This is a genomic window from Sphingobacterium sp. SYP-B4668, assembly GCF_027627455.1.
GTDB lineage: Bacteria > Bacteroidota > Bacteroidia > Sphingobacteriales > Sphingobacteriaceae > Sphingobacterium.
Genome location: NZ_CP115483.1, coordinates 2,792,730 through 2,817,352, shown reverse-complemented (window position 1 = coordinate 2,817,352; position 24,623 = coordinate 2,792,730). Strand labels below are relative to the sequence as shown.

The 24,623-nt window shown below is 41.6% G+C and carries 23 protein-coding genes, 1 tRNA gene and 1 pseudogene; 13 read left to right on the top strand and 12 right to left on the bottom strand.

The features are described from left to right. The first annotated feature begins 119 nt into the window (after window positions 1–119). Together OQ289_RS11725 and OQ289_RS11720 are read left to right on the top strand one after the other, a co-directional pair. The gene (locus OQ289_RS11725; RefSeq protein ID WP_270087048.1) at window positions 120–383 is read left to right on the top strand and encodes a hypothetical protein; all 264 of its coding nucleotides are present in this window, start codon (window positions 120–122) and stop codon (window positions 381–383) included. Window positions 384–588: 205 nt separating this feature from the next. Next, entirely contained in the window at window positions 589–1,221 is a 633-nt protein-coding gene (locus OQ289_RS11720; protein WP_270087047.1) for a porin family protein, read from the top strand. Window positions 1,222–1,295: 74 nt separating this feature from the next. Here the strand turns inward: OQ289_RS11720 and nudK are convergent, their stop codons facing one another. Next, complete coding sequence (nudK, locus tag OQ289_RS11715; protein WP_270087046.1) at window positions 1,296–1,874, bottom strand: GDP-mannose pyrophosphatase NudK; 579 nt, start codon at window positions 1,872–1,874, stop codon at window positions 1,296–1,298. 133 nt (window positions 1,875–2,007) lie between these two features. Here nudK and OQ289_RS11710 point away from each other — a divergent pair, with 133 nt between their 5' ends. Next, window positions 2,008–2,646: a PepSY-associated TM helix domain-containing protein gene (locus tag OQ289_RS11710; protein ID WP_270087045.1), complete on the top strand. Its 639-nt coding sequence runs from the start codon at window positions 2,008–2,010 to the stop codon at window positions 2,644–2,646. Between the two features lie 59 nt (window positions 2,647–2,705). Here the strand turns inward: OQ289_RS11710 and OQ289_RS11705 are convergent. Continuing rightward, window positions 2,706–2,785, bottom strand: a tRNA-Leu gene (locus tag OQ289_RS11705). A gap of 242 nt (window positions 2,786–3,027) precedes the next feature. On the opposite strand from OQ289_RS11705, the gene OQ289_RS11700 reads away from it, so the two are divergent. Beyond that, window positions 3,028–3,438 carry a hypothetical protein gene (locus OQ289_RS11700; RefSeq protein ID WP_270087044.1) on the top strand — a complete coding sequence of 137 codons (411 nt, stop codon included), beginning with the start codon at window positions 3,028–3,030 and terminating at the stop codon, window positions 3,436–3,438. 112 nt (window positions 3,439–3,550) lie between these two features. On the opposite strand, the gene OQ289_RS11695 is transcribed toward OQ289_RS11700, so the two are convergent. Beyond that, the gene (locus OQ289_RS11695; RefSeq protein WP_270087043.1) at window positions 3,551–4,138 is read right to left on the bottom strand and encodes an NUDIX hydrolase; all 588 of its coding nucleotides are present in this window, start codon (window positions 4,136–4,138) and stop codon (window positions 3,551–3,553) included. Between the two features lie 22 nt (window positions 4,139–4,160). On the opposite strand from OQ289_RS11695, the gene pyrE reads away from it, so the two are divergent. The 4 genes from pyrE (at window position 4,161) to trxB (ending at window position 7,449) form a co-directional block, all read left to right on the top strand. After that, on the top strand, window positions 4,161–4,811 hold the full coding sequence (gene pyrE / locus OQ289_RS11690; RefSeq protein ID WP_270087042.1) for an orotate phosphoribosyltransferase: 651 nt from the start codon (window positions 4,161–4,163) through the stop codon (window positions 4,809–4,811). 15 nt (window positions 4,812–4,826) lie between these two features. After that, the gene (locus tag OQ289_RS11685) at window positions 4,827–5,225 is read left to right on the top strand and encodes an SRPBCC family protein (RefSeq protein ID WP_270087041.1); all 399 of its coding nucleotides are present in this window, start codon (window positions 4,827–4,829) and stop codon (window positions 5,223–5,225) included. 276 nt (window positions 5,226–5,501) lie between these two features. Further along, window positions 5,502–6,452, top strand: coding sequence for a 3'-5' exonuclease (locus OQ289_RS11680; RefSeq protein WP_270087040.1), 951 nt, complete (start codon window positions 5,502–5,504; stop codon window positions 6,450–6,452). A gap of 43 nt (window positions 6,453–6,495) precedes the next feature. Continuing rightward, entirely contained in the window at window positions 6,496–7,449 is a 954-nt protein-coding gene (gene trxB, locus OQ289_RS11675; protein WP_033562465.1) for a thioredoxin-disulfide reductase, read from the top strand. 82 nt (window positions 7,450–7,531) lie between these two features. On the opposite strand, the gene rnhA is transcribed toward trxB, so the two are convergent. Continuing rightward, a complete protein-coding gene (rnhA, locus tag OQ289_RS11670; RefSeq protein ID WP_270087039.1) occupies window positions 7,532–8,029 on the bottom strand; it encodes a ribonuclease HI in 498 nt (165 codons plus the stop codon). A 109-nt stretch (window positions 8,030–8,138) separates the two neighbouring features. Here rnhA and OQ289_RS11665 point away from each other — a divergent pair, with 109 nt between their 5' ends. Both OQ289_RS11665 and OQ289_RS11660 read left to right on the top strand, forming a co-directional pair. Then, window positions 8,139–9,974 carry an alpha-L-fucosidase gene (locus OQ289_RS11665; protein ID WP_270087038.1) on the top strand — a complete coding sequence of 612 codons (1,836 nt, stop codon included), beginning with the start codon at window positions 8,139–8,141 and terminating at the stop codon, window positions 9,972–9,974. 5 nt (window positions 9,975–9,979) lie between these two features. Further along, on the top strand, window positions 9,980–10,681 hold the full coding sequence (locus OQ289_RS11660) for an SIR2 family NAD-dependent protein deacylase (protein WP_270087037.1): 702 nt from the start codon (window positions 9,980–9,982) through the stop codon (window positions 10,679–10,681). Between the two features lie 234 nt (window positions 10,682–10,915). Here OQ289_RS11660 and OQ289_RS11655 read toward each other — a convergent pair whose 3' ends face one another. Then, window positions 10,916–11,161 (bottom strand): hypothetical protein, encoded by a 246-nt coding sequence (locus tag OQ289_RS11655; RefSeq protein WP_270087036.1) that lies wholly within the window; start codon window positions 11,159–11,161, stop codon window positions 10,916–10,918. A 214-nt stretch (window positions 11,162–11,375) separates the two neighbouring features. On the opposite strand from OQ289_RS11655, the gene OQ289_RS11650 reads away from it, so the two are divergent. The 3 genes from OQ289_RS11650 (at window position 11,376) to OQ289_RS11640 (ending at window position 17,402) form a co-directional block, all read left to right on the top strand. Beyond that, the gene (locus OQ289_RS11650; RefSeq protein WP_270087035.1) at window positions 11,376–11,714 is read left to right on the top strand and encodes a DUF6660 family protein; all 339 of its coding nucleotides are present in this window, start codon (window positions 11,376–11,378) and stop codon (window positions 11,712–11,714) included. A 100-nt stretch (window positions 11,715–11,814) separates the two neighbouring features. After that, window positions 11,815–16,152: a CusA/CzcA family heavy metal efflux RND transporter gene (locus OQ289_RS11645; protein ID WP_270087034.1), complete on the top strand. Its 4,338-nt coding sequence runs from the start codon at window positions 11,815–11,817 to the stop codon at window positions 16,150–16,152. 2 nt (window positions 16,153–16,154) lie between these two features. After that, the gene (locus OQ289_RS11640; protein ID WP_270087033.1) at window positions 16,155–17,402 is read left to right on the top strand and encodes an efflux RND transporter periplasmic adaptor subunit; all 1,248 of its coding nucleotides are present in this window, start codon (window positions 16,155–16,157) and stop codon (window positions 17,400–17,402) included. Between the two features lie 574 nt (window positions 17,403–17,976). On the opposite strand, the gene OQ289_RS11635 is transcribed toward OQ289_RS11640, so the two are convergent. From OQ289_RS11635 to OQ289_RS11610, 7 genes and pseudogenes are all read right to left on the bottom strand, one after another. After that, window positions 17,977–19,221 (bottom strand): sulfate adenylyltransferase subunit 1, encoded by a 1,245-nt coding sequence (locus OQ289_RS11635; RefSeq protein WP_270087032.1) that lies wholly within the window; start codon window positions 19,219–19,221, stop codon window positions 17,977–17,979. Window positions 19,222–19,325: 104 nt separating this feature from the next. Next, on the bottom strand, window positions 19,326–20,216 hold the full coding sequence (cysD, locus tag OQ289_RS11630; protein ID WP_270087031.1) for a sulfate adenylyltransferase subunit CysD: 891 nt from the start codon (window positions 20,214–20,216) through the stop codon (window positions 19,326–19,328). Window positions 20,217–20,233: 17 nt separating this feature from the next. Further along, a complete protein-coding gene (locus tag OQ289_RS11625) occupies window positions 20,234–20,935 on the bottom strand; it encodes a phosphoadenylyl-sulfate reductase (protein ID WP_270087030.1) in 702 nt (233 codons plus the stop codon). Beyond that, complete coding sequence (locus OQ289_RS11620) at window positions 20,925–21,506, bottom strand: precorrin-2 dehydrogenase/sirohydrochlorin ferrochelatase family protein (RefSeq protein WP_270087029.1); 582 nt, start codon at window positions 21,504–21,506, stop codon at window positions 20,925–20,927. The genes OQ289_RS11625 and OQ289_RS11620 overlap by 11 nt, the downstream gene beginning before the upstream one ends. Further along, window positions 21,507–22,265: a uroporphyrinogen-III C-methyltransferase gene (gene cobA / locus OQ289_RS11615; RefSeq protein ID WP_270087028.1), complete on the bottom strand. Its 759-nt coding sequence runs from the start codon at window positions 22,263–22,265 to the stop codon at window positions 21,507–21,509. A 138-nt stretch (window positions 22,266–22,403) separates the two neighbouring features. After that, on the bottom strand, window positions 22,404–22,745 hold the full coding sequence (locus tag OQ289_RS22160; protein WP_443020437.1) for a HEPN domain-containing protein: 342 nt from the start codon (window positions 22,743–22,745) through the stop codon (window positions 22,404–22,406). Window positions 22,746–22,952: 207 nt separating this feature from the next. Further along, window positions 22,953–24,506 (bottom strand): annotated as a pseudogene (locus tag OQ289_RS11610) (nitrite/sulfite reductase); the annotation flags it as partial. Window positions 24,507–24,623: the final 117 nt, after the last annotated feature.

Sequence of the window (24,623 nt, the reverse complement as noted above, 5' to 3'; positions counted from 1 at the left end):
AATTAATTTAGTATTTTTGCGGATAAGGTGATTGTGGATGGGCCTATGGTATCCAAAAAAATGAAGGAGACTATGGGGAGAGGGGCTTTGCGCGATCACGATTTCAAATGCTGCGATAGATGAAGGACTCCGAAAATTTTATGATGACAGCCATGCTGACCTACCGAAAGACTATTCGCGCGGTCACGATACAGGTATGTCCAAGCGACGGGGGAGGCTATAGCTATATCCTGTTCTCAAAAGATAGGGTACGCACATTTTCATTTGAACGGGACGAAGACCAGCAATGGGCACAAATCGGTGGCGCGGACTTCGGAGAAGAGGCCCTAGCCGCTATCTACAATATGCTAACGGAAATAGATGACGACCTCAAGTGTTTATAAAACGACCCATCCTATTCTAAGCGGGGAAGCGCTCCCAATAAGTATAAGATTTCAAATTCAGTATGACATGTACGATGAGCCTCCAAAGAAGGACCCTACACACATGTAAGAGGAGTGAATGGTTGTTAAAATGTGTTATTTAACAACATGTTAAGTATTCTGTTGAGTTTTTCTACATAGTTTAGATGAAATTAATATATATACTATGAATAGAAAAATTACATTTTTATTGACTGCTTTGTCCTTCGTAAAAGTGAGCTACGCACAAGAAAGGAAAGTAAGCTATGAGGTTCAAGCTGGAACCGTAATTTCGGACATAAAACGTACCTTGAACGACGCAGAGGCTGGTGTAGGTACATACGCTCGTGGATTGATGGATTTTAACTTGTCGCCCATGTTTAGCATACAGACTGGTTTGGGATACCGCCTGAGTAACTTCAAATCCGAATACGGCAATGCGTATTGGACTAACGATGGCTATGTATTCAGTCCGCATGGGAAAATGAAAATAAGGACTCACTGGCTGGATGTGCCTCTAAATGCCAAATTTACCTTTGCGCTGGGCAATGATAGGATTGCGGTGACCGCCGGTCCATATGCGTCGCTGCTGGTTGGAGGACGCATGCGGGATGTGGAGACCGGAGAAAACGTAAAATTAGAATTCGATAAATTCAGTGATCGCTTGGATTACGGCGCAAACATAGGGGTGAGTTACATAATCAAAGAAAGACTTTCATTGAACGCGATGTATTCATTCGGCTTAAAAGATCATGATAGTTCCAAGGATTTTAAAGAACAGTTCCGAACAGGCTATCTTGGTGCAGGCTATAAATTTTAATACAAGGGTGTCATAGGATAGAACGACCATCAAATTATAGCTATTGTTCCCCCTAAACAAGCTCCATCATATCCTTAGAGGATTTGCTGGAGCTTGATATATTGGAGGAGCATGATGGTCTTTCCGTCTTTGATATGGCCATCTGTAATCATAGCCATGGCCTCATCTATAGCAATTTCTAATACTTCGATGTTTTCTTCTTCTTGCTCAAGACCACCTCCTGCATGTATTTTCATTTCTTTGCTATATTCGGCGATAAAGAAATGTAGGATTTCGGTCACTGAGCCTGGAGACATGTAGGCTTCAAAAACTTTGCGAACATCTGTCACTTTATATCCAGTTTCTTCTTCGGTCTCGCGTCTGATGCAATCTTCCGCATTCTCTTTGTCCAAAAGACCTGCACAGGTCTCTATCAACATCCCTGTGTCATTGCCATTTACGTAGGTGGGCAATCTAAATTGGCGCGTCAAGATCACCGTTCGTGCTATACGATTATAGAGTAGTATGGTGGCTCCATTGCCTCGGTCATAGGCTTCTCTGCTTTGGGTTTGAAGCGTGCCATCTTGTTTGGTATATTGGTAGGTAATCTTTCGGAGGATATACCAATTGTCCGACAATACCTCTGTCTTCGTGATTTTAATATTATCTATCATTGTCGTATCGCTTATTAAGTAACCTCTAGCTATCGGCCTGCAATATACAGTTTATGGCTTTGCTGCAATTGATTTTTCAAAAAAATAGATATCCTGTGATAGCCAAAAAGTAAATAAAAAGCGAAAGAGAACAATGCTTTGGTGGCCTAAGAAATGGAAAGGAAAGGCATTAAAACGTGCGCTTTGGCTTGATAGGAGAGTCAAGTGGAAACGATTCAACTACGACCTGCATAATGTTTTAGGCTTTTATAGCCTCGCCTTTGCCTTGATATTGTGTATTACAGGATTGGTATTTGCGTATCCAGGCTTTAAAAGTGCCTATGTGAACTTCTTTAATGGATTTTCTATCAGCAAGACGGAGCTTGCTCCAAAACAAATCCAACCAACAGTCCCCCAGGCCACGTTGGACACACGTGACAATGCACTCGTATATGCGCTTGTTCAACATCCTGGTGCAGATATGATGTCCCTTCGATTGCGAAATAGGAAAGAAGAATATCATGATATACAGGTCAGGCTTAGTCAGGATAAAACAAGTGATTTTGTTTGGTATTATTTTAGACAAGAGGATGGACAGATAGATAAGATAGTAACAAGTGAGTCTATAAAAGCAGGGGACAAACTGGCTTCAATGAATTACGATATTCATGTGGGTAGTATAGGTGGCATCTGGACCAAGGTGTTGGCTTTTGTCGTTTCGTTGATTTGCGCCTCTCTCCCCGTGACAGGAGCTGTCATCTGGTGGAACAAGTTCCGAAAGAAGAAATCATAACCTTTAGAATGAATGTATAAATAAAAAGGAGATCATGATTTCTCGTGATCTCCTTTTTGTACCCAGAGCCGGGATCGAACCGGCACGGTTTCCCACTAGTGTTTGAGACTAGCGCGTCTACCAATTCCGCCATCTGGGCGTCTTTTTTGTAGTGTTCTCCGTTGTTTGGAGTGATGCAAAGGTAGATATTCTTCTGAGATATCCAAAAAATATTTTACCCTTGATTGGAAAAACGCTGATTATTAAGGGAATTAATTTTAAAAAATATTTGCGATAATGATTGGACTTAACTTTTTTTAACAAAAGGTGATTAAACTTTATTGTCTTTTTATACTCTATCTATTTTATAGACGGTACATTGATTACTAAAGCAACATAAAAATGAAAAAAATGTTATTGTTGGTAGGCCTAATGTCAGGATTGACATTTGCTACCTTTGCTCAACAAACCGAAACTTCCAAAGAACAGAAGAAGCGTCCTGAGCGTTCGTTTAAAATGGTAGAAAATAAGTCTCCTGAGGAGATGGCAAAAATGCAAACCGAAAGACTTGATAAGCAATTGACGCTTTCTGAAGATCAAAAAAAACAAGTCTACGAATTGCAACTCAAAAATGCACAAAATCAAAAGACCCTCATGACCGAGAAAAAAGATGATCGTGAAGCATTCAGAGCTTCGATGAAGGCACATCAAGAAGAACTCAATAAAATATTGACACCCGAGCAACAAAAGGTTTTACAGGAAAAAAGGGAACAACGCAAAGACGGACCTCGTGGTAAGCGTAGCGTAGAATAAAGAATTGTTCATATTCGATTTGAGTGTAAATTGAAGAAAGGCCGGTTTTCAGAAATGAAACCGGCCTTTTTTGAAGCAGCAGGGTCAATTTATAGAAAGAACAAGCTGCTCGTTATTTTTTTATCTTACGGATGACATCCAATATGAGTGGATACGTATTTTCCTTCACCTTCTTCAATTTAGAGGGGGACAACCATTCGGCTTGGGTGATATCTTCTTCCTGTTGAGGGACCAATTTGGGAACTTTATTGACGCCCATTCGATACCAGTTGGTGATTTTGAGTACAAACTTGCCCTTCATATAGTAGGTGTGATAGGTTGCTGAAATCTTGGGGCCTAGATAATCGATCCGGATGCCGGTCTCTTCTTCAACTTCCCTAACAGCAGCTACTTTCATCTTTTCGTCTTCTTCGACCTTGCCTTTGGGTAAGTCCCAACGCCCCAGTCTGTAAATAAAAAGAAAGTCTCCATCCCCATTTTCGACCAATCCGCCAGCGGCCCAAATGGTCTTGGTATTGTCGACAATGTTTTTAAAAACCATTTCGTAATCCGGGTGTATATATAGATAGGAGATGGGCTCTAAGGCTTTGGAGGACTCATTGAAAAGTTTTTCAAGTTCAATTTCTTGAATGCCAACCGTTTGGATATTTTGAAGGTCTTTGGGAACGAAATCTGTCAAAATTAAAACAGATTGGTTCATATAAATTTTATAAATTTGCGCCATGAATAATTTAAATGAGGTTGAACAAAAAATTGCTGAATCCTTACTGCAAATTAAAGCAATAAAATTGCAACCTAAAAGCCCTTTTACATGGGCCTCAGGATGGAAGTCTCCAATTTATTGTGATAATCGTGTTACATTATCCTATCCGTCTATCCGTACGTACATCAGACAAATGTTATCCAAATTGGTGCAAGATGAGTTTGGTTCGGTAGATATGATTTCAGGTGTTGCGACTGCGGGTATCCCACAAGGGGTGTTGGTCGCTCAGGAATTAGGATTGCCATTTACATATGTTCGTAGTAGTGCCAAAGACCATGGTCGTCAAAATCTGATTGAAGGCGAGGTGGTCAGCGGTCAACGTGTGGTGGTGGTAGAGGACTTGGTCTCAACGGGAAAAAGCAGTCTACAGGCTGTAAAAGCGCTACGTGACGCAGGCTGTAATGTTGTGGGCTTGGTCTGTATATTCAGCTATGGATTTGAAGAGGCCACAAAGAACTTTGCCGAGGCAAAATGCTTGTTCCATACATTATGCGATTACGAGGCTTTGCTTCAGGTTGCTGCTGAACGTAACTATATCCTCGATGAAGAGGTAGAAATGCTAAAACAATGGCGCTTAAGTCCTTCGACTTGGGAACCAAACAACGTCTAACATATTTGACAAGATATGACAGTCATCCAAAGCAATAAAGAAATCGGTAGGTCTGTAGAAGAGGTATATCAATTTTTGGCGGATTTTAATAATCACGAACAATTGATGCCGGAGAATATTTACAATTGGTCTTCGACCAATGAAGAAGCTCGATTCACGATTCAAAATATGGCAAAGCTTGCTCTTAAAATAGATCAGCGAATCGAAAATGAGGAAATTGTTGCATCTCCTAGTGAGAAGGCACCTTTTGACTTGACGTTGCGTTGGAAGCTAAGGCCGATTTCGGATACTACTACTAAAGCTGACTTTGTCATTGAAGCAGACTTGAATATGATGATGAAAATGCTTGCTTCTGGACCGCTTCAAAAGCTTGCCGAATATCAAGTCAATAAATTGAAAGAAATACTGGGATAAAATCCCTTCGTACATTTAGAAAAGGCGCCTCAGCAATTCATTTGTGAGGCGTTTTTTATTACCAATAGGCAGGCTGAAGGTGCGAGACTATCTATAAAAATGTAAAAAAGATATTTAAATCGATGACTCAAAGATGAGGTGAAGTTCGTAAAATAGAACATCTTCCTTAAATTTGTAACTAATTTATAACGCTATTGTCATTCTCGTAGGATAATGCCATATTTGAAACTTTTACTGCGTACTTTTGAAAAATAGTAAGCGACAAAACAGCAATTCATGGAACTGAAATTAAAAAGACCACTTGCATTTTTCGATTTGGAAACCACTGGCGTCAATATCCCATTGGACCGAATCGTCGAAATATCAATCTTGAAGATCATGCCTGACGGAAAGGAGGATGTGCTGACACTCCGTGTCAACCCTGGGATGGCTATTCCTGCGGAGTCTTCCATGTTTCACGGAATCTATGATGAAGATGTAAAAGACCTTCCTTTTTTCAAAGAGTTAGCAGCTCAAGTGGCTACTTTTATTGGAGATGCTGATTTGGCAGGGTACAATTCCAATAAATTTGATGTTCCCATGCTAATGGAAGAATTTCTTAGGGCAGGGGTCGATTTTTCATTAGAAGGTCGGAATTTTGTGGATGTACAGAATATTTTCCATCAAATGGAACAGCGCACACTTAAAGCGGCATATCGTTTTTACTGCGACCAAAGTTTGGAAAATGCACACAATGCGGAAGCGGATGTACGCGCCACTTATGAAGTGTTGAAGGCGCAGCTAAGTCGCTATGAAGGTAGCACATTTGAAGACAAACATGGAAATAAATCGACACCTGTCGTCAATGACGTAGAGGCGTTGCATCAATTCACCAATCTGAGTAAGCCCGTAGATTTTGCGGGAAGACTTGTTTTCAACGAAGAGGGTATTGAGGTTTTCAGCTTTGGAAAACATAAAGGGCGCGCGGTGGAGGATGTCTTTGAGATAGAACCGAGCTATTACTCGTGGATGATACAAGGTGACTTCCCGCTCTACACGAAGAAATGCCTGGAAAACATATGGACTAGATTTCGGAGTAAAAAGAAAGCGGCTCAACCCATCAAATCAAACTCAACTCCAGCGGAAAAGAAGCAGGTGAAAAAAGACTTTCAGCAACAGAAACCGGAAAAGCCAAAGGCAATTACAACGGACATGCTGAAGGATCTTCAAAGTAAGTTTGGTAAATAGAGAAATAACACAAACCATATAATTATCAATTATTTAATACTATATGTCACAAGATAGAGAACATATCAAATGTTTAATCATAGGCTCTGGTCCTGCTGGATATACGGCTGCCATCTATGCCGCTAGAGCTGATTTGAACCCTGTGGTCTATACAGGTATCGTCCCTGGTGGACAGCTCACGCAGACTACGGATGTCGACAATTTTCCAGGTTATCCTAAAGGTATATTGGGACCAGAAATGATGGAGGATCTTAAGGGGCAAGCCGAACGATTTGGTACGCAGGTACGATTTGGATATGTAACCAAAGTTGATTTTTCGGGAGATGTACATCAAGTCGAAATAGACGGGTCTACAATCGTAACGGCAGATACGGTCATCATAGCGACAGGTGCGACAGCGAAATACTTAGGGTTGGAAAGTGAGCAAAAATATAATGGCTTTGGGGTATCGGCATGTGCGGTATGTGATGGATTTTTCTTTAAGAATAGAGATGTTGCTATCGTAGGAGCAGGTGATACGGCCGCAGAAGAGGCGACGTACTTAGCTAAATTGGCATCGAAGGTGCACATGTTAGTGAGACGTGATGAGTTTCGCGCATCTAAAGCAATGGTGCACAGGGTGTTGAATACTCCTAATATTGAGATTCATTATAATACGGAAGCTATCGAAGTGCTGGGTGACGGGCAAGTGGTGACGGGCGTGAAAGTAGTCAATAATCAGACCCAAGAAACCAAAGATATTGCTATCGATGGATTTTTTGTAGCAATAGGTCACAAACCGAATACGGAACTGTTTGCAGGTGTATTGGAAATGGATGAAACAGGATATTTGATTACGAAGGCTGATAGTACACAGACGAACATACCAGGAGTATTTGCTTGTGGAGACGTGCAAGATCATGTGTATCGTCAAGCGATCACAGCTGCAGGAACGGGCTGTATGGCAGCTTTAGAAGCGGAGCGCTATTTGGCTGCAAAAGAGGATATAGCAGTTTAAAATAACCTCGTCTTGGAAATAAAAATCCGCCGCATACATTGATTATGCGACGGATTTTTTTTGTACGGTAGCGACAGTCTCTCTATTTGTTGCTGTCCTCTTGTTCAAAAACAGCATCTATTTTCCAGTTGGCTCTATCTTTGGAAGCAGCTACAGCCAATTGGTCGCATCGTTCATTCTCGGGATGCCCTGCATGACCTTTGACCCAAACAAGCCTAACTTGATGTAGTTTATAGCTCTTTATGAGGCGCATCCATAAGTCTTTATTTTTCTTGCCTTGAAATCCTTTTTGAATCCAGCCAAAGACCCATTTTTTATCTATAGCATCAATAACGTATTTAGAATCGGAATAGACCGTTACTTGTTGTCCTGGACTTTTGAGGGCCTCTAGGCCAATGATAACTGCCATTAGTTCCATACGATTATTGGTCGTTTTTCGGAAGCCTTCAGAAAATGTCTTCTCAATCAGTTTGCCTTTGAAAGCTTCATTGTCACCATTATAGCGTGTTCTTAAGATAGTTCCATAACCACCCGGCCCAGGATTTCCGCTGGATGCGCCGTCCGTAAATAATTCAATCATTGGTAACAAAGTTAATTCTAATCCATCAAAATCCATGATTTAAGTTTGAAAAACCATGGATTTGTGTTATTTTTCGACATTTATAAGTCTCGTTAATTTAAGTCTTTTCATGAAGAGAAAAACAATTATTGCGGTGTTGATGGCTGCTGCTTTCAACTTTAATGCCGTCGCGCAGAAGCCTACTGAAACAAACGCGAAAATGGAGTGGTTTGAGGATGCAAAGCTGGGTATTTTTATACATTGGGGAATCTACTCGGTACAGGGGATTTCAGAGTCTTGGGCTTTTTTCAATAATTATATCAATCATGAAAATTATATGAAGCAGCTAAATGGGTTTACTGCTTCGAAGTATAACCCAGAGGAGTGGGCTAAATTGATTGAAGGCTCTGGGGCAAAATATACGGTAATCACGACCAAACACCACGATGGCGTATCTCTTTGGGATAGCAAGGCTGATAAGGCGATTACAACAAAATTACACGCGAAAGCGCAAAGGGACGTTCTTGATCCATTTGTGAAAGCTATCGAAAAGACAAGTCTAAAGACGGGCCTATACTATTCACTACCAGACTGGAGCCATCCCTATTATGATGTGAACACGCGTACGAAGAAACGCTATACATTGGCAGAAGACCCTAAGCGCTGGGAAAATTATGTAACATATTATCAAACGCAACTTAATGAACTTTCCCAAAAGTATCGACCAGATTTAATCTGGTTTGACGGGGACTGGGAGCACAATTCATCTGAATGGAAAGCTGAGCAGACATTGGCGAACTTGAGGAGTTATAATCCGAATATTATCATCAATTCGCGACTGAACAATCACGGGGACTATGACACACCGGAGCAAGGTATCCCTGTAATCAAGCCTCATGCCCGCTTTTGGGAGCTTTGCTATACAATGAATGACTCATGGGGCTATCAAGCATTTGATAGGCACTATAAAACACCTAATATGATTGTGCGTACCCTAGTGGATTGTATCAGCATGGGAGGGAACCTGCTTTTGGATATTGGACCTAAAGAAGATGGCACCATACCTGAGGAGCAAGTGGCCATATTGAGGGAACTGGGAAGATGGACTTCCATCCATAAAGAGGCTATATATGGCACGCGTACGGGTATTCCATTTGACAATTTCCATGGTAAATCAGCCCTTTCTAAGGATGGCAAAACGCTCTATCTCTATTTAGATGAAACAAAAGCACAGGTGCTGCTCTATGGAATTAAATCTAAGGTCAAAACAGCACATATTGTTGGACAGCCGAATACTAAGTTGGCTTTTAAACAAGAAAACAAAGCAGTAGCCATTGACTTGAAAAATGCAACATTCGACCCAACGGTAACAGTTGTGGCTTTGACTTTTGATCAACAGGTGGAAGTGGACAAACCGGAGTCCCAGCATACAACTTTGGCAACGGTCCTCAATAATCCGAATACGGAAGCTGCGATTTATCAGCTTGTCCAAAATCTATATGGAGGAAATAATCTACTTGATCATGCAGGGTTGACGGCTGATGGTATGGACATGAAGTTGCCTGGCCAGGAAAAAGCTAACCCAGAAATGGTAAGCTGGATCAGCAAGCATGCGGAATCTTTGTATCAAACGGGGGCAGGTACCCCAGAAGGACATTATGCTGGAATGAGCGCCCTTTCGAAGGACAAACAGACCTTGTATCTATTTGTAGAAGGAACACCGAGTGGCCCGATTGCAATCAAGGGATTGAAAAATACGATTGCTCGAATTCGGGTGGTTGGCGAAGGATCAATGATTGGGCACGACATTTACAATAAGCTATACTGGAGTGCTACTCCAGGAATCGTATACATAGATGTCCCGCGTGATAGACTGGATAGTGCGATGACCGTAATTGCTGTTTTGCTGGACAAGCCAATCGATCTCTATCGGGAAAAGGTAGGGGCAATAGAAAGCAATCTATAAGTGAAATGGAGAAAAAGAGAATAGTCGTATTTACTGGAGCGGGAATATCTGCAGAAAGTGGCCTGAAAACCTTCCGTGGCCATGATGGGCTTTGGGAGGGGCATCGGGTGGAGGATGTGGCGACTCCTGAAGCATGGGAGAAAAATGCCCCACTGGTCCAAGAATTCTACAATCAAAGAAGGAAATCTTGTCTAGCAGCGACACCCAATGCTGCGCACCAGGCTTTGGTCCTGTTGGAAAAAAAATATCAAGTAGATATTATCACTCAGAATGTAGACGACCTACATGAACGGGCAGGAAGTACGAGAATTCTTCACCTACATGGGGAAATCGTAAAAGCACAGTCTACAGCAGATTCGAGATTGGTCTATCGTATTCAAGGTGATGAAATCAAAATGGGCGAAAGATGTAGCAAGGGGTCACAGCTTCGACCTTATATCGTTTGGTTCGGGGAGGCAGTCCCTGCTATGGTAGATGCTGTGCGATTGGCAAAGCGAGCAGATATCCTAATAGTGATTGGCACTTCGTTGCAAGTGTACCCTGCAGCCAATTTGGTATATGAAATAGAGGAGACCTGTGATATATACATCATCGATCCGTATGCCGGAACGTATACTGTGCCTTCTCGTACCATCGCAATCGACAAGACCGCTACAAAAGGAGTACCTGAACTGGTACAGTATTTACTTGAATATGGAAGTGGGTAAAGCAGGGATTTTTTTCACTTGTTTGGCTAAATGCTGCCGCCAAATTTAATTTTGTTTCACTATTTAAATTGTTGTTATTTAGTGTATTGCAAGTTTTATGTTTATTTTTAATATAGATTGAGGATTTGCAAGATATCTCAAACAAACAACGGGTTCCAAATTTAATTTGGAACCCGTTGTTTGTTTATTGTATCATTAAGATTTTCAATCTATTATGCTTTTTATATGTACAGTTTATTCATATCTCTGATAAGCTTCGATAAAAACTGTGCGCATGGATGAAAATTGAGCAAGTACATGGTTGATAAAAGTCTCGTCCAATATCTCAAAAACCCCATTTACTCCGCCCACGACATCTGTTTCAGCTAGCTTATAGGATTGTTCAAGAGTGCCTTGTTCGAACTTGATGATAAATTTTTGATTCATTCCAAAGATTGATATTTTGCAATCTGGATGTGGTAATTCAGCGAGTATTCTCATAGTTGATTCTTTTATGTTGATAATAAATATACAAGGTCGAAGATATTATTCTAGGAACCCCAACAAAAGGCAAATCTAAGATTTAATTGAAGAGCCTGTACTGTCGGAGGAGGGAAATAGTAAGATAACTCTCCTGTAATTATATAATAAAATATAGATATCGTCAACATGAGCCTGCATTTTTTTTACTACTTTTGTCTGTAAATCAAGAATATTGAAAGTAGTTGCTTATATATTGACTCTTTATTTTGTTGCCCTGACGCTCGTTCCTTGTCAGGACAATCATGCTATTGCAGCTACCCAACACACGGCTAGCGAACAGATGCATAGCCATGAAGAGGATAGAACAAAGCAGGCTGACAACCATGGTCATAAGGATAATTGCTCACCACTATGTGTATGCGGTTGTTGTTCCATAGCCATGAATATGGCTGAGCATCTTGATTTTTCTTTTGAATTACACCTCATATATCGGGATAAGCCCTTGGCTTATCATAGCTTTTCCTTTCTGGACACTTACTTCAATATCTGGCAACCACCCAAGATAGCATGATCAATAGTTGCGTGTATCCCCATGTTCTAATCTTGTGGATATGCATTTTTAATTCTAACTTACTTACGGGTAAGTGATCATCAATTAACAATGTTATTATATGTTGAATGCTATTATTCGATTTAGTATCCGTAACAAGATTATAATCGGACTACTCACTGTCGCGCTTATTATATGGGGGGTATGGAGTGCCATGCGCATCCCTATAGATGCCAATCCTGATATTACCAATAATCAAGTTCAAATCATTACGAGCTCACCATCTCTTGCTACACAAGAGGTAGAGCAATTCGTATCCTTTCCTATTGAACAAAAACTAACAAATATCCCTAATCTCATCGAACTGAGGTCCATATCGCGCTTTGGACTATCTGTGGTCACAGCGGTATTTGACGATGATGTAGATATTTACTTTGCCCGGCAGCTGATCAATGAAAAGCTTAAAGAGGCAGAAGAGAATATTCCGGAGGGTATGGGCAAGCCTGAATTGGCTCCAATAAGCACTGGATTAGGAGAAATATATCAATATGTACTTCACCCAGCAAAAGGTTCGGAAAATAAGTATAGCCCATCCGACCTTCGGACATTGCAGGACTGGGTAGTCGCCAGACAACTCTACGGTACGCCAGGGGTAGCTGAAGTTAATAGCTTTGGAGGAAATCTCAAACAATATGAAGTCGCCATTAATCCTTATCAGCTTAGGTCTATGGGACTTGGCATCAATGATGTGTTTAACGCGTTAGCGGAAAATAACCAAAATACCGGAGGAGCGTATATAGATAAAAAGCCCAATGCTTATTTCATACGTGGTGTGGGACTCATCTCCAATATGGATGATATTAAGAATATTGCTATTGGCAAGCGCAATGGTACTCCTATCTATATCAGGGATGTCGCAACAATCCGAGAGGGATCTGCTGTACGATATGGCGCATTGACCTATAATGGAGAGAAAGAGGCCGTGGGAGGGATGGTGATGATGCTCAAGGGCGAGAATAGTGCAGAGGTGGTTGCAGCAGTGAAAGAGAAACTCAAAGTTATAGAAAAGTCACTCCCTTCAGATGTAGTTGTAGAGGCATTCTCCGACCGTACTGAACTGGTAAATAGAGCTATTAGCACCGTTCAAAAAAATCTTATAGAGGGTGCATTGATCGTGATTTTTGTTTTAATCATTTTCTTGGGCAACTTTAGGGCGGGGCTAATAGTGGCATCTGCCATACCGCTGTCTATGCTTTTTGCCCTCGGTATGATGCGAGTATTCGGAGTGAGCGCTAATTTAATGAGTTTGGGGGCCATTGACTTTGGTCTAATCGTAGATGGCTCCTTGATTATCGTGGAGGCGACGATGCACCATTTAGGCCTCCGCAAGTCTCAAGTGCCGCTAACTCAATCAGAAATGGATGAGGAAGTATACCAATCATCCTCTAAAATTAGAAATAGCGCTGCATTTGGAGAGATCATCATCTTGATCGTCTACATCCCTATACTGACATTAGTGGGGATTGAAGGCAAAATGTTTAAGCCTATGGCGCAAACGGTTAGTTTTGCTATCATAGGAGCATTGTTGCTGTCCTTGACCTATATCCCGATGATGAGTGCCTTATTCTTGTCTAAGAAACCACATACCAAGACTACATTTGCGGATAGGTTAATGGCTAAACTGCAGGGTTGGTATCAACCTTGGATCAAGAAAGCGGTTTACTACCGTAAGTCATTAGTTGTCGCATCGGTATTGTTGTTTGCCTTTTCGGGTTTCCTCTTCTCCCGTATGGGGAGTGAATTCATTCCGCAACTCCAGGAGGGAGACTACGCATTCCATTGTATCCTGCCACAGGGAACATCGCTGTCACAGAGTGTGGAGACTTCAATGGAGGCGGCACGTATTCTTAAAAAATTCCCAGAGGTGAAAACCGTGGTGGGTAAAACGGGGAGTGCAGAAATACCTACGGACCCTATGCCCCCAGAAGCCACCGACCTGATTGTCACACTCAAACCCATGAAGGAATGGACAAATGGTGATACCTATAAGGGGCTTGCTGATCGTATGATGGACTCACTCGCTGTTATCCCAGGGACATTTTTTGAAGCATCCCAACCTATACAAATGCGCTTCAATGAACTAATGACAGGTGTAAGGCAAGATGTGGCCATTAAAATTTTTGGCGAAAATATTGACACACTGGCCATGCTAGCCGATCAAGTGGGGCAAGTGGTGCAGACTGTGAATGGTGCATCCGAACCGCAAGTAGAGCGGACAACTGGATTGCCTCAAATCTCTATCGAATACAACCGTGCGCAACTTGCACTGCATGCTCTATCTGTGAACGCGGTCAACAATATGGTATCCATGGCTTTTGCGGGGACCACAAGTGGATTTGTGTATGAAAACGAACGCAAATTTGACCTCGTTGTCCGTCTTGATAGTGCATACAAGACATCTATTGAAGACGTCAAAAATCTACCGGTACTAACAGGAGACGGGGAACAGATTCCGTTGAGCCAATTGGCCGATATATCTATGAAGGAAGGGCCTGCGCAGATCAGTAGAGAAGAGGGAAAGCGACGAGTGGTGATTGGGTTTAATATACAAGATCGTGACGTAACTTCAGTTGTGAATGATATCCAAGGGAAATTGAGCCAACTGAATATATTGCCAACGGGCTACTACTATACTTTTGGTGGGACTTTTGAAAATCTAAAAGAGGCCTCCGATCGTCTGTTAATTGCGGTGCCGGCAGCATTGCTACTTATATTTGTGCTATTGTTTCTCACCTTTAGGTCTGTAAAAGAATCTATACTGATTTTTACGGCAATCCCGATGAGTGCCATCGGCGGGGTATTTGCCCTCTTATTACGAGATATGCCATTTAGTATCTCCGCTGGAGTGGGATTCATAGCATTATTCGGAGTGGCGGTCCTGAATGGTATTGTGCTGATATCGACATTTAATCAACTGGAAAAAGAAGGGGTGAGCGATGTACTGGAACGGGTGTGGAGAGGAACGACAATGCGACTAAGACCGGTATTGATGACTGCCACGGTAGCCTCTCTGGGCTTCTTGCCGATGGCGCTCAGTACTGGGGCGGGAGCAGAGGTACAGAAGCCACTGGCCACTGTAGTAATCGGCGGCCTGATTTCGGCGACAATACTAACACTCTTCGTACTTCCAAGTTTGTATGTTCTTTTTTTTCACAAGACAAATCCAATGAAAAAATCATTAAATAAGGGGCTTATTGTCCTGATTCTAGGATTTCTATCCATGGGGGGCATGACGGTCTTTGCACAAGAGAATGTCAAGCGTATTACACTGCCTGCTGCTATAGAACAAGCTTTGACCGCCAACCTAAATCTGCGGAGGTCGGAACTGGAGATACAGCAATCAAAAATTGATAGCGAGCGGACGTTTGATGGAAAAACGGGGCTGTTTGTGGAGAACGAGGAATTTTCGCCATTGGATGCCAACGGAACCTGGCTTGCGGGTATTTCACAAGATTTTTCATGGCCTGGATTTTACAATGCGCGAAAAGCATATTTGAAAAAAAATGTTGAAGTGGCTTCTGCTAAGCAGGAAGAAATGAAGGCCCAGATTACAAAGGCTGTATCGCTAAATTATTATGAATTATCTTTTTTGGAAGCTAGACAGAAGCTTTTCAAGCAGCTGGACAGCACGTATCAAGAGCTTTTCAGGGCTGCGGACCTTCGGGTTAAGACGGGAGAAGCTGCTGGATTGGAACGCATAGCTGCCGAAACGAAATGGCAAGAAAATAAGGCTATTTTGAATCAAAATTACCAAGACCTATTGATTGCGGCACAAAATTTCAGTGTCATTCTCAATCAGAATGAATTTTTGCTTCCTAATGAGACGGATTTATTTAAGATTGGAGTAAAGACAGGTGCAATTTCCTTGTCTGAGCACCCGTCTATCCAAGTACAGGAAAAAAATCGTGAACTTGCCGATGCGAATATATTGATGGAAAAGAAGAACTATATGCCTGATTTTTCCACTCGCGTATTTTCTCAACGTCTCTGGGGACAAAAGAATCCGCTGACCGGATTTTCTATAACAGCGAATCTTCCGTTGTTTTCGTCGGGTTACTATCGTAACAAAGTCAAATCAGCGCAAGTGGAATCCGAGATTCAAGAGCAAGAGTTGAATGTGCTGATGCAATCGCTAAACGCTGAAGTCAAAAACGCAGAAAAGGAAATTAATCGAAATGAAAAGCAGCTTCTGTTTTACGAAGAATCAGGGCTAAAGCAGGCTGAAGCTATTATGAAAGCTGCCAATTTGGGTTACCAGAGCGGAGAGATCAGCTATGCTGAACTAATACAGTTCCTGACACAGTCTATTGATATTAAAATCAATTATTTAAACTCACTTAACCTATACAATAGAAGTGTAGTTAATTATCAATATTTTCAAACATCCATAATCAAGTAAAGATGAAAATCAACATATTTTATATACTATTTTTGTGCGTACCGCTTTTAGGGCTGAGTAGTTGCGGCGGGGATAAGGCCCAAAATAAGGAAGAGACAGCGCATGAGGAGGGTGAGCATGGAAATGAATCGACTACGACGTTGACAGCGGCTCAGATAAAACAAATAGGCCTGACTTACACCTCTGTATCAAAGCAAGTGCTGAGCGATGGCCTTGTATTAAATGGTCAGCTTTCTGTGCCAAATGATAAGAAAGCATATGTGACTTCTGTCTTTGGAGGTGTATTGCAACAGTTATTTGTGCAACCGGGAGACCTTGTAACAAAAGGACAGCGGATAGGAGTCCTTAATAATCCCGATCTTATCAAAACGCAGGAACAGCTACAATTGACGAATAATCAGATTCGGCTAACTGAAATCGAAGTGGCACGACAAAAGGAGCTGGTAGAAGGAAACGCTGCTCCACTTAAGCGGTTACAGCAAGTAGAAATGGAGTTGGCAAACCTTAAAGCGCAGCGTAGCAGCCTTTCTAAGCAGTTGACAGCAGGAGGGGGGAGCACCCAATTGTCTTCGCAAGTATCGATTATAGCACCGATATCGGGCACAGTATCTACTATCTCAGCGCAGATTGGCTCTAAGGTCGATGCATCAAGTCCTATCCTCGAACTGGTCAATAATGATGCATTACATGTAGATGTCTTTGTATACGAGAAGGACTTAGACAAAATCAAAAAGGGACAAAAGATACGATTCTCAACGGTCAATAATCCCAATACATCGTATGAGGCTCGAATCGATCAGATCGGACAGGCATTTGAAACGTCAACGAATGCCGTAGCGGTGCATGCTCAAGTATTAGGTGACAAATCAGGCTTGATCAACGGTATGCAAGTGCAGGCCAACCTGATTACATCGGACAATCAAGTGGAGGCGGTGCCTAATGAATCAATCGTTAGTTTCCAAGGTCAGGATTTTATATTTATACTGACGGATGCGCATCGAGAAGAAGAACATCATGAACACGGGCACGGTGACGAGGCCGAAGAGCATGCGCATTCGCACGCTGATCAGACTGCTCCAGAAGAACAACAATTGGTGTATGAACGTATTTCGGTAGTAAAGGGTGTATCCTCGGGTGGATATACGAGCATTATTCCTACGAAAGAGATTGGTCAGGACACTAAGATTGTACAAAAAGGTGCTTTTTTCCTTTTGGCTAAAATGACGAATTCTGGCGAACATTCACATTAATAACTATTGATTTGCAAGCTTTTACAATCCCTTTTCCATTTGTTTGGGAAAGGGATTGTATTTTTGGTATAACCGATTTACCTGCTACGAGTTGCCCGGTGGTATTATTAGACTTTGGTTGGCGGCAACAGTAGATGGGCAAAAATTGCTACAAGTTAAATGACAACTTCATTAACGGAGCATATTATGTGAGCCGACTTGGAGCTGCTTTTATACTTGCTCATCTGTTAAACCAAAGCCTTAAAGTTTTTCAAAGCTTTCGCTGTAAAGAACTCATTTTACATTTTGATTAATGTACAAGATAAGAATGGGTTGGACAATAATTAAATACGCGAAATTAAGCCTTTCGCAAATCGCACTAGTCGTCAAATTAGCGACAACCTGAAGAATACATCACTTACAGCCGTATATACCACAACATTATAAAGTCATATAATTTATATTATGTTAAATAGAAAATTATGAGAATTAAGGAAATACCCTACTCATTCGTAATCCCTGTATACAATCGTGGTACTTGTACGATACACAATTGTATACAGGGAATCATGATGGGAATAAGAATATAGAAACCTTATGCAACGTCTTCCAATATCAATGCGCCGACGGTCAAGTTGGTCCGTGGATCTATGATAATTGTTCTTGCATTTTCAGGGTTGTCAGAAGATTTGTCAAAAATAATATCCTCAGCAGCCTTAATGTAGACTTTGCCAACATCGTTAAGAGCAATTGGCTCGTTATATAGATTTTGAAGTGTATTGATATCGATTTTGTGTACGATCTCGTAAATCTTGACTTTGGTAAGCTTGCTGTGATTTTGTAGCAAATATACTTGATTGGTATCCAGAGGCTTATTATCAAACCAACAGATATTGGCAATAAGATTGCGTTCAGCTAAAGCTGGATTTTCGGCCGATACGATAATGTCGCCCCGACTGATATCTACATCATCAGTCAAATGTATAATAACAGATTGGCCATCTTGAGCCTCACTGATTTGATTTTCGGCCAGCTCTATGGATTCGATTCGGCTGGAAGTTCCCGAGGGCATAATGAGTACTCGGTCTCCAACGGAAAGCCCCTCGCCTACTACCCTACCAGCGTAACCCCTATAGTCATGTAAATCTTCTGTTTGAGGCCTCACAATCCATTGAACAGGGAATCGCCAATTTTCGGATTTATTGTGCTCAAATGTAATAGTCTCAAGATAATCTAACAATGCAGGTCCGGTATACCAATTCATTGAAGAAGAACTATTTACAATGTTATCTCCTCGAAGAGCTGATACGGGAATATAATCGACCTCAGATAGACCTAATTGGGCCGCTAACTGCTCATAATCATGTTTGATATTTTCGAATACAGCTTGTTCATAATCCACCATATCCATCTTATTGACGCATACCAGTACTTTCTTTAGCGACAGCAACTTTGCTAAAAAAGAATGTCTCTTTGTCTGCTCAATAATACCTTTGCGCGCGTCGACCAGTACAATAATCAAGTCTGAATTGGACGCGCCTGTAACCATATTGCGTGTATACTGTATGTGTCCAGGAGCGTCGGCAATGATAAATTTGCGCTTCTCCGTCTGAAAATACTTATAAGCAACATCGATGGTAATTCCTTGTTCGCGTTCGGCTTTCAATCCATCTGTTAAAATAGCTAAATCAACTGTGCCGTCATCGTTTTTGCGGTTTGCCTTTTGTATAGCTTCCAGCTGGTCGTCCAATATCGAATTGGTATCATAGAGTAAACGACCAATCAAGGTGCTCTTTCCATCATCTACAGAACCAGCGGTTATAAATTTGAGTATATTCATTCTTTTTGTTAGTCTTGAGTCTTAAATAAGGCCATGCTGTCGCTGCTAAGCTTGGATGACCCTGATCTAGTTACCTACTTCTCTTTGTATTTGCTATTATAGATCTAGAAATAGCCTTGTTTTTTACGTTCTTCCATAGCAGCCTCTGAGACTTTATCATCCATTCTAGCCCCACGCTCGCTTACCGTGGAAGCTTTTATTTCGGCAATGATATCATCTAATTCAACGGCTTTGGAATCTACTGCAGCAGTACAAGTTATGTCACCTACTGTTCTGAAACGAACGGATTTAACTTCGACTTTATCTTCATCATCTATTCCCATAAAAGGTGCTGCGGCCATCAATTGTCCATTTCTGGTAATGACCTCACGTTCGTGGCTGAAGTATATACTCGGAAGGGCAATATTTTCCCTTTTGATATAGTTCCAAACGTCTAGCTCAGTCCAATTGGAAATGGGAAAAACACGGACATTTTCACCTTTATTGATTTTTCCGTTCAGTAAGTTCCATAATTCTGGACGTTGACGTTTTGGATCCCATTGTCCAAATTCGTCTCGTACAGAGAATATGCGTTCTTTTGCTCGAGCTTTTTCTTCGTCACGTCTAGCACCTCCGATACAGGCATCGAATTGGTATTTTTCGATGGTATCTAATAGGGTAACGGTCTGTAAAGCATTTCTACTTGCATTTTTCCCCGTTTGTTCGACAGCGCGACCTTGATCTATGCTCTCTTGCACATGTCCTACGATAAGTTTTTCTCCCAATTGCTCTACTAACCAATCTCTAAATTCAATGGTCTCAGGAAAGTTGTGTCCCGTGTCAATATGTACCAATGGAAACGGGAACCGCCCTGGTCTAAATGCTTTCTTTGCAAGATGTACCAGGGTAATAGAATCTTTGCCTCCAGAGAATAAAAGTGCGGGGTTTTCAAATTGACCTGCTACTTCACGAAGGATATAAATGGCCTCAGCCTCCAAATGATCTAAATAATCCATAAATCGATTCTACTTTTTTATTTTGTTGTAATATGTAATCCACACTCCTTCTTACTTTGGTCTTCCCACCACCAACGCCCCGCTCTAAAGTCCTCTCCTTCTTGTACGGCTCTTGTACAAGGTTGGCAGCCAATGCTAGGAAATCCCTTGTCGTGCAGTGTATTGTAGGGGATATTTTGGGCCTTGATATATGATCTTACCGCTTCATAAGTCCAATCAAATAATGGATGTATTTTGATAATCTGATTGCTTTCATCAAATTCAATATATTCCATATCATGGCGATTGGCTGATTGCTCAGCCCGAATTCCCGTAATCCAAACCTGATAACCTTTTAATGCGCGTCGTAAGGGTTCGATCTTTCGAATATGACAACATTCCTTTCTGTTGTCCACAGATTCGTAAAACGCGTTTGGACCTTTATGTGTCACAAACTCTTCTAAGAGATCTTGGTTTGGCGCATATGTATGGATGGGCACTGAAAAGCGCTCGAGCGTCCTACTCCACAAAGAGTACGTTTCCTTGAATAGCCGGCCGGTATCTAAGGTAAATATCCTAATATCCAAATGATTTCGACCTATCCATTCCGTGACAATTTGATCTTCGATGCCAAATGAGGTCGAGAAAACAACCTGCCCCGGAAAAAGGGCACAAATATCTTGGAGTAATTCAACTCCTTGTTTACCTTCCAATTTCTGTTTTAGTTCCTTAATCTTCATCTTTTCCAATCAAACTTTTGGTATGGGCATTCAATGTTCTTACTTTTTCGTCAAAATCTCCTTTCAAGCGGTCTCGAAGTTGGCTCATTAGTTCTAAGGTTTCGTCGATTTCTTCCGGTAGAACTTCATTCAACAGCTCTTTGAGTCGCTTGGCTATCGTTGGCGACTTGCCATTGGTTGAAATTGCGACCTTGAGATTTCCCTTACGAACGATAGACCCTAGATAGAAATCGCAAAGATCGGGTTTGTCCGCTGCGTTCAAAAGAATGTTTCGGGCACGGGTGCATTCCCTTATCTCTTCGTTAAGTACTGGATTATTGGTTGCCGCAATTACCAACTGCTTTCCATCTAAATCCGCAGATTTAAAGGCGCGCACTTGGATATTTATACCTGCGTACCCTTCGGCCAGTAGCTGGACTGCCGTAGACACTTCTTTGGCTACTATGGTGAGTTGGACAGCCGAATTTTGCTGAACCAGTGCTTGTAATTTTTCAAGCGCTACATTCCCACCCCCTACCAAGAGTGTCTGGACCTGATCCAGCTTAATAAATATGGGGAATAATGTATTCATTTAAAGGGCTAACGCCTGTTGTTTGATTCTGCTAAATTCTTGGTGCTTGGCCACCACTTCCCCTAATATGATGATGGCAGGTACTCCAACCCTTTTTTCCTGAGATTCGTCTAGAATGTTATCTATTCGACCCAGCACAACTTTTTCGTTGGGTAATGATCCATTTTGGATCAGCGCGATTGGAAGATTACCTCTATTATTTTGTTGATAAAGTGCGACAATCTCTCTCAGTTTGCCATATCCCATTAGAACGACTACCGTGGCATTAGAACGTACTGCGATATCGAGATCTGGAGAAATTGAACCATCAGATCTGGATCCTGTAATAACCCAAAAACTATCGCTTATACCTCTATAGGTTAATGGAATTTGTTGGAGACCGGTGAGTCCAATGGAGGATGAAATTCCAGGAATGACATCCGTATCGATATTGTGTTTGCGTAAGTAATCTATTTCTTCACCACCTCTCCCAAAGACAAAGGGGTCTCCACCTTTCAAACGGACCACATTGCCATAATGTCGGGCATAATCAACAAGTAAACTGTTGATTTCGTCCTGAGACGATGAAAGCTGTTCGGCGCGCTTTCCGACATATATCTTGACGCAATCTACTTTTGCATGATCGAGTAGCTCACCGCTGATCAACGCATCATAAAGTATTACATCCGCACGCTCGATGGCCTTCAGTCCTTTAACGCTGATGAGATCTGGGTCTCCAGGACCAGCTCCTACTAATGTAACCTTTGGTTTTGTATTCATTGTATTCTTTATTAACGCCTTATCGGCTTATTAAGGACTGGCGTAAATAAAAGTTAGACGATTATTTACACCTTTAGTCTATATCTATTTTTTGACAGCTGTACAGATTAAGCCTGTATGCATACGCATTTTTTTATTTTAGTCTGCCTGTACAAGATTTTTTCGGGCATACACTTCGCTAAAAAAGAGAATAGACTTTTCTAAGTATTTTTTTGCAAACTCCGGTGTGGGTTCGTTTTTACTTATTTGTAACACTATTTCAGCGAAACTCGGCTCAAAATCATATTCTTTGTTTTCAACGAAATGTGTGTCAAATTCCTGAATGACTGCATTTTGTGTGCTGACATTTACTCCTTTTTCCAATAGAAGTGCTTTTGCGCATTGTACAAATGCATTATATGCATGATAGATTGCATCGGCATACTTCCCGTCTTCAAAAGATGCTTTTGCCCACGTAATCTTTTCTTCCGCTTCATAAATGAGCGTGGCGACTAAATCAATTACAACCCCCGCGCACTCCCCTACTCCAATTGCAGTTGCAAAGGTCTCCTGATGTCCCCAATCGATATATTCGTCATCGCTCAAGGTGGTCAAGTCAGCTAATGGCTTGAGTAGGGTGTAGAAATAATTCTTTCCCTGACGATCGTAATAATCATGGAAATCTTCGCCTTCTACAGTCTGTTTCTTATAGTCATTAAGTACGAGGTCAACTACATGCAGTACTCTTTTGGTGGGCACTTTGATAATTCGCTCAGCTACTCTACCGAGACCATCACCTATTGTACCTCCGCCTATCATCACTTGTGCTGCTGGCACCACTTTACCATTGGCCTTGACAGAGCTCCCATGAAAGCCAATGTGTGCAAGACCATGTTGCCCACATGAATTCATACATCCCGAAATCTTGATTTTCAATCGACGATTGTAAATAAAATCTTGGTGGAATTCTTGAATATAATCTTCGATAACGCGAGCCATTTCTGTACTGTTGGAAATGCCCAGATTACACGTATCTGTGCCAGGGCAAGTGGTAACATCGGCCGTGCTTTCAAAGCCAGGAGATGCAAGATCTAACGCTGTCAGCAGATTGAAGATGTGAGGAAGAGATCTTTCAGTCGCATATTTGAGTAGGATACCTTGATTCTGCGTGACCCTGATGTCATCTGCAATAAGCCCTTCTAAACCCGCGATGAGCTTACGGGATTTTTCGGTTGGAAGATCGCCAGTGGAGACCTTTACAAAAACCCCGAAATACCCTTCTTGTTTTTGCGAAAATGTATTGGTTTCTTTCCAAACGGTGTAAGCTGCCGAACTACTCATGTCCAAGATATCCAATAGCTCAGTATTTGGAGCTTGCGGCTGTATGATACGTGTGCGGTCAATCTCGTAACGCTTCACTTTATTGGCTATTTTTTCAGCTTCAATGAGTTGAAGTACTTCTTCGAGACCAAGTTTTTGGATGAGGTATTTAAACCGCGCTTTATTTCTATTGTTGCGTTCGCCATGACGGTCAAACACACGTAATGAAGCCTCTATGTAAGGAATCAGTTCGTCTTCGGGAAGAAATTCTTCGGTAACACTGGCCAAAAAAGGCTGGGATCCTAACCCTCCTCCTAACAAAACCTTGAATCCACGATGCTCCTGTCCATCGATATGCTTGACTTTGGGAATGAATCCAAGGTCATGGATATAGGAGAATGCAGTATCGTCTTCGCTTGAAGAAAAAGAAATCTTAAACTTACGTCCCATCTCTGCGCATACTGGATTTCTTAAGAAATATTCAAAAGTGGTATGTGCGTAAGGAGAGACGTCAAATGGCTCCTTTGGGTCAATCCCAGCTGTAGGCGAAGCGGTCACGTTGCGTACTGTATTGCCGCATGCCTCACGCAATGTAATATCATCCTCGGCAAGTTTGGCCCACAACTCTGGCGTGCGATCTAAACTGACGTAATGGATTTGAATATCTTGCCTGGTGGTAAAATGAAGATTGCGACTTGCATATTCATCCGAAACATCTGCTATCTTGGTCAATTGCTTAAACGTAACTTTTCCAAAAGGCAATTTAATACGAACCATTTGCACGCCAGGCTGACGTTGGCCGTAGATTCCTCTGGCTAACCTTAAGGATCTAAACTTTTCATCAGGCACCTTGCCCTCTTTAAAAAGTCGGATTTTCTTCTCAAGATCAATGATCTCCTGCTCCACTACTGGATTTTCTAATTCTGTACGGAAACTTTGCATACCCTTTTTTTGATTTATTCAATTATCGAAACTGGTGTCGACGGATCAAATTTAAAAATAAAAATCATAAAAACTATAATATCTACCAATTTAATATATATTTGTCGTTATAAAATA

Bases quoted from the DNA above. Each gene is read 5' to 3' on its own strand.
- OQ289_RS11700 (WP_270087044.1), top strand. From the start codon at position 3,028: ATGAAAAAAATGTTATTGTTGGTAGGCCTAATGTCAGGATTGACATTT.
- rnhA (WP_270087039.1), bottom strand. From the start codon at position 8,029: ATGATTGAATTATTTACGGACGGCGCATCCAGCGGAAATCCTGGGCCG.
- cobA (WP_270087028.1), bottom strand. From the start codon at position 22,265: ATGAATACAAAACCAAAGGTTACATTAGTAGGAGCTGGTCCTGGAGAC.
- cysD (WP_270087031.1), bottom strand. From the start codon at position 20,216: ATGGATTATTTAGATCATTTGGAGGCTGAGGCCATTTATATCCTTCGT.
- OQ289_RS11635 (WP_270087032.1), bottom strand. From the start codon at position 19,221: ATGAATATACTCAAATTTATAACCGCTGGTTCTGTAGATGATGGAAAG.
- OQ289_RS11710 (WP_270087045.1), top strand. From the start codon at position 2,008: ATGCTTTGGTGGCCTAAGAAATGGAAAGGAAAGGCATTAAAACGTGCG.
- trxB (WP_033562465.1), top strand. From the start codon at position 6,496: ATGTCACAAGATAGAGAACATATCAAATGTTTAATCATAGGCTCTGGT.
- pyrE (WP_270087042.1), top strand. From the start codon at position 4,161: ATGAATAATTTAAATGAGGTTGAACAAAAAATTGCTGAATCCTTACTG.
- OQ289_RS11640 (WP_270087033.1), top strand. From the start codon at position 16,155: ATGAAAATCAACATATTTTATATACTATTTTTGTGCGTACCGCTTTTA.
- OQ289_RS11665 (WP_270087038.1), top strand. From the start codon at position 8,139: ATGAAGAGAAAAACAATTATTGCGGTGTTGATGGCTGCTGCTTTCAAC.
- OQ289_RS11655 (WP_270087036.1), bottom strand. From the start codon at position 11,161: ATGAGAATACTCGCTGAATTACCACATCCAGATTGCAAAATATCAATC.
- OQ289_RS11620 (WP_270087029.1), bottom strand. From the start codon at position 21,506: ATGAATACATTATTCCCCATATTTATTAAGCTGGATCAGGTCCAGACA.
- nudK (WP_270087046.1), bottom strand. From the start codon at position 1,874: ATGATAGATAATATTAAAATCACGAAGACAGAGGTATTGTCGGACAAT.
- OQ289_RS11625 (WP_270087030.1), bottom strand. From the start codon at position 20,935: ATGAAGATTAAGGAACTAAAACAGAAATTGGAAGGTAAACAAGGAGTT.
- OQ289_RS11660 (WP_270087037.1), top strand. From the start codon at position 9,980: ATGGAGAAAAAGAGAATAGTCGTATTTACTGGAGCGGGAATATCTGCA.
- OQ289_RS11645 (WP_270087034.1), top strand. From the start codon at position 11,815: ATGTTGAATGCTATTATTCGATTTAGTATCCGTAACAAGATTATAATC.
- OQ289_RS11685 (WP_270087041.1), top strand. From the start codon at position 4,827: ATGACAGTCATCCAAAGCAATAAAGAAATCGGTAGGTCTGTAGAAGAG.
- OQ289_RS11725 (WP_270087048.1), top strand. From the start codon at position 120: ATGAAGGACTCCGAAAATTTTATGATGACAGCCATGCTGACCTACCGA.
- OQ289_RS11695 (WP_270087043.1), bottom strand. From the start codon at position 4,138: ATGAACCAATCTGTTTTAATTTTGACAGATTTCGTTCCCAAAGACCTT.
- OQ289_RS11680 (WP_270087040.1), top strand. From the start codon at position 5,502: ATGGAACTGAAATTAAAAAGACCACTTGCATTTTTCGATTTGGAAACC.
- OQ289_RS11720 (WP_270087047.1), top strand. From the start codon at position 589: ATGAATAGAAAAATTACATTTTTATTGACTGCTTTGTCCTTCGTAAAA.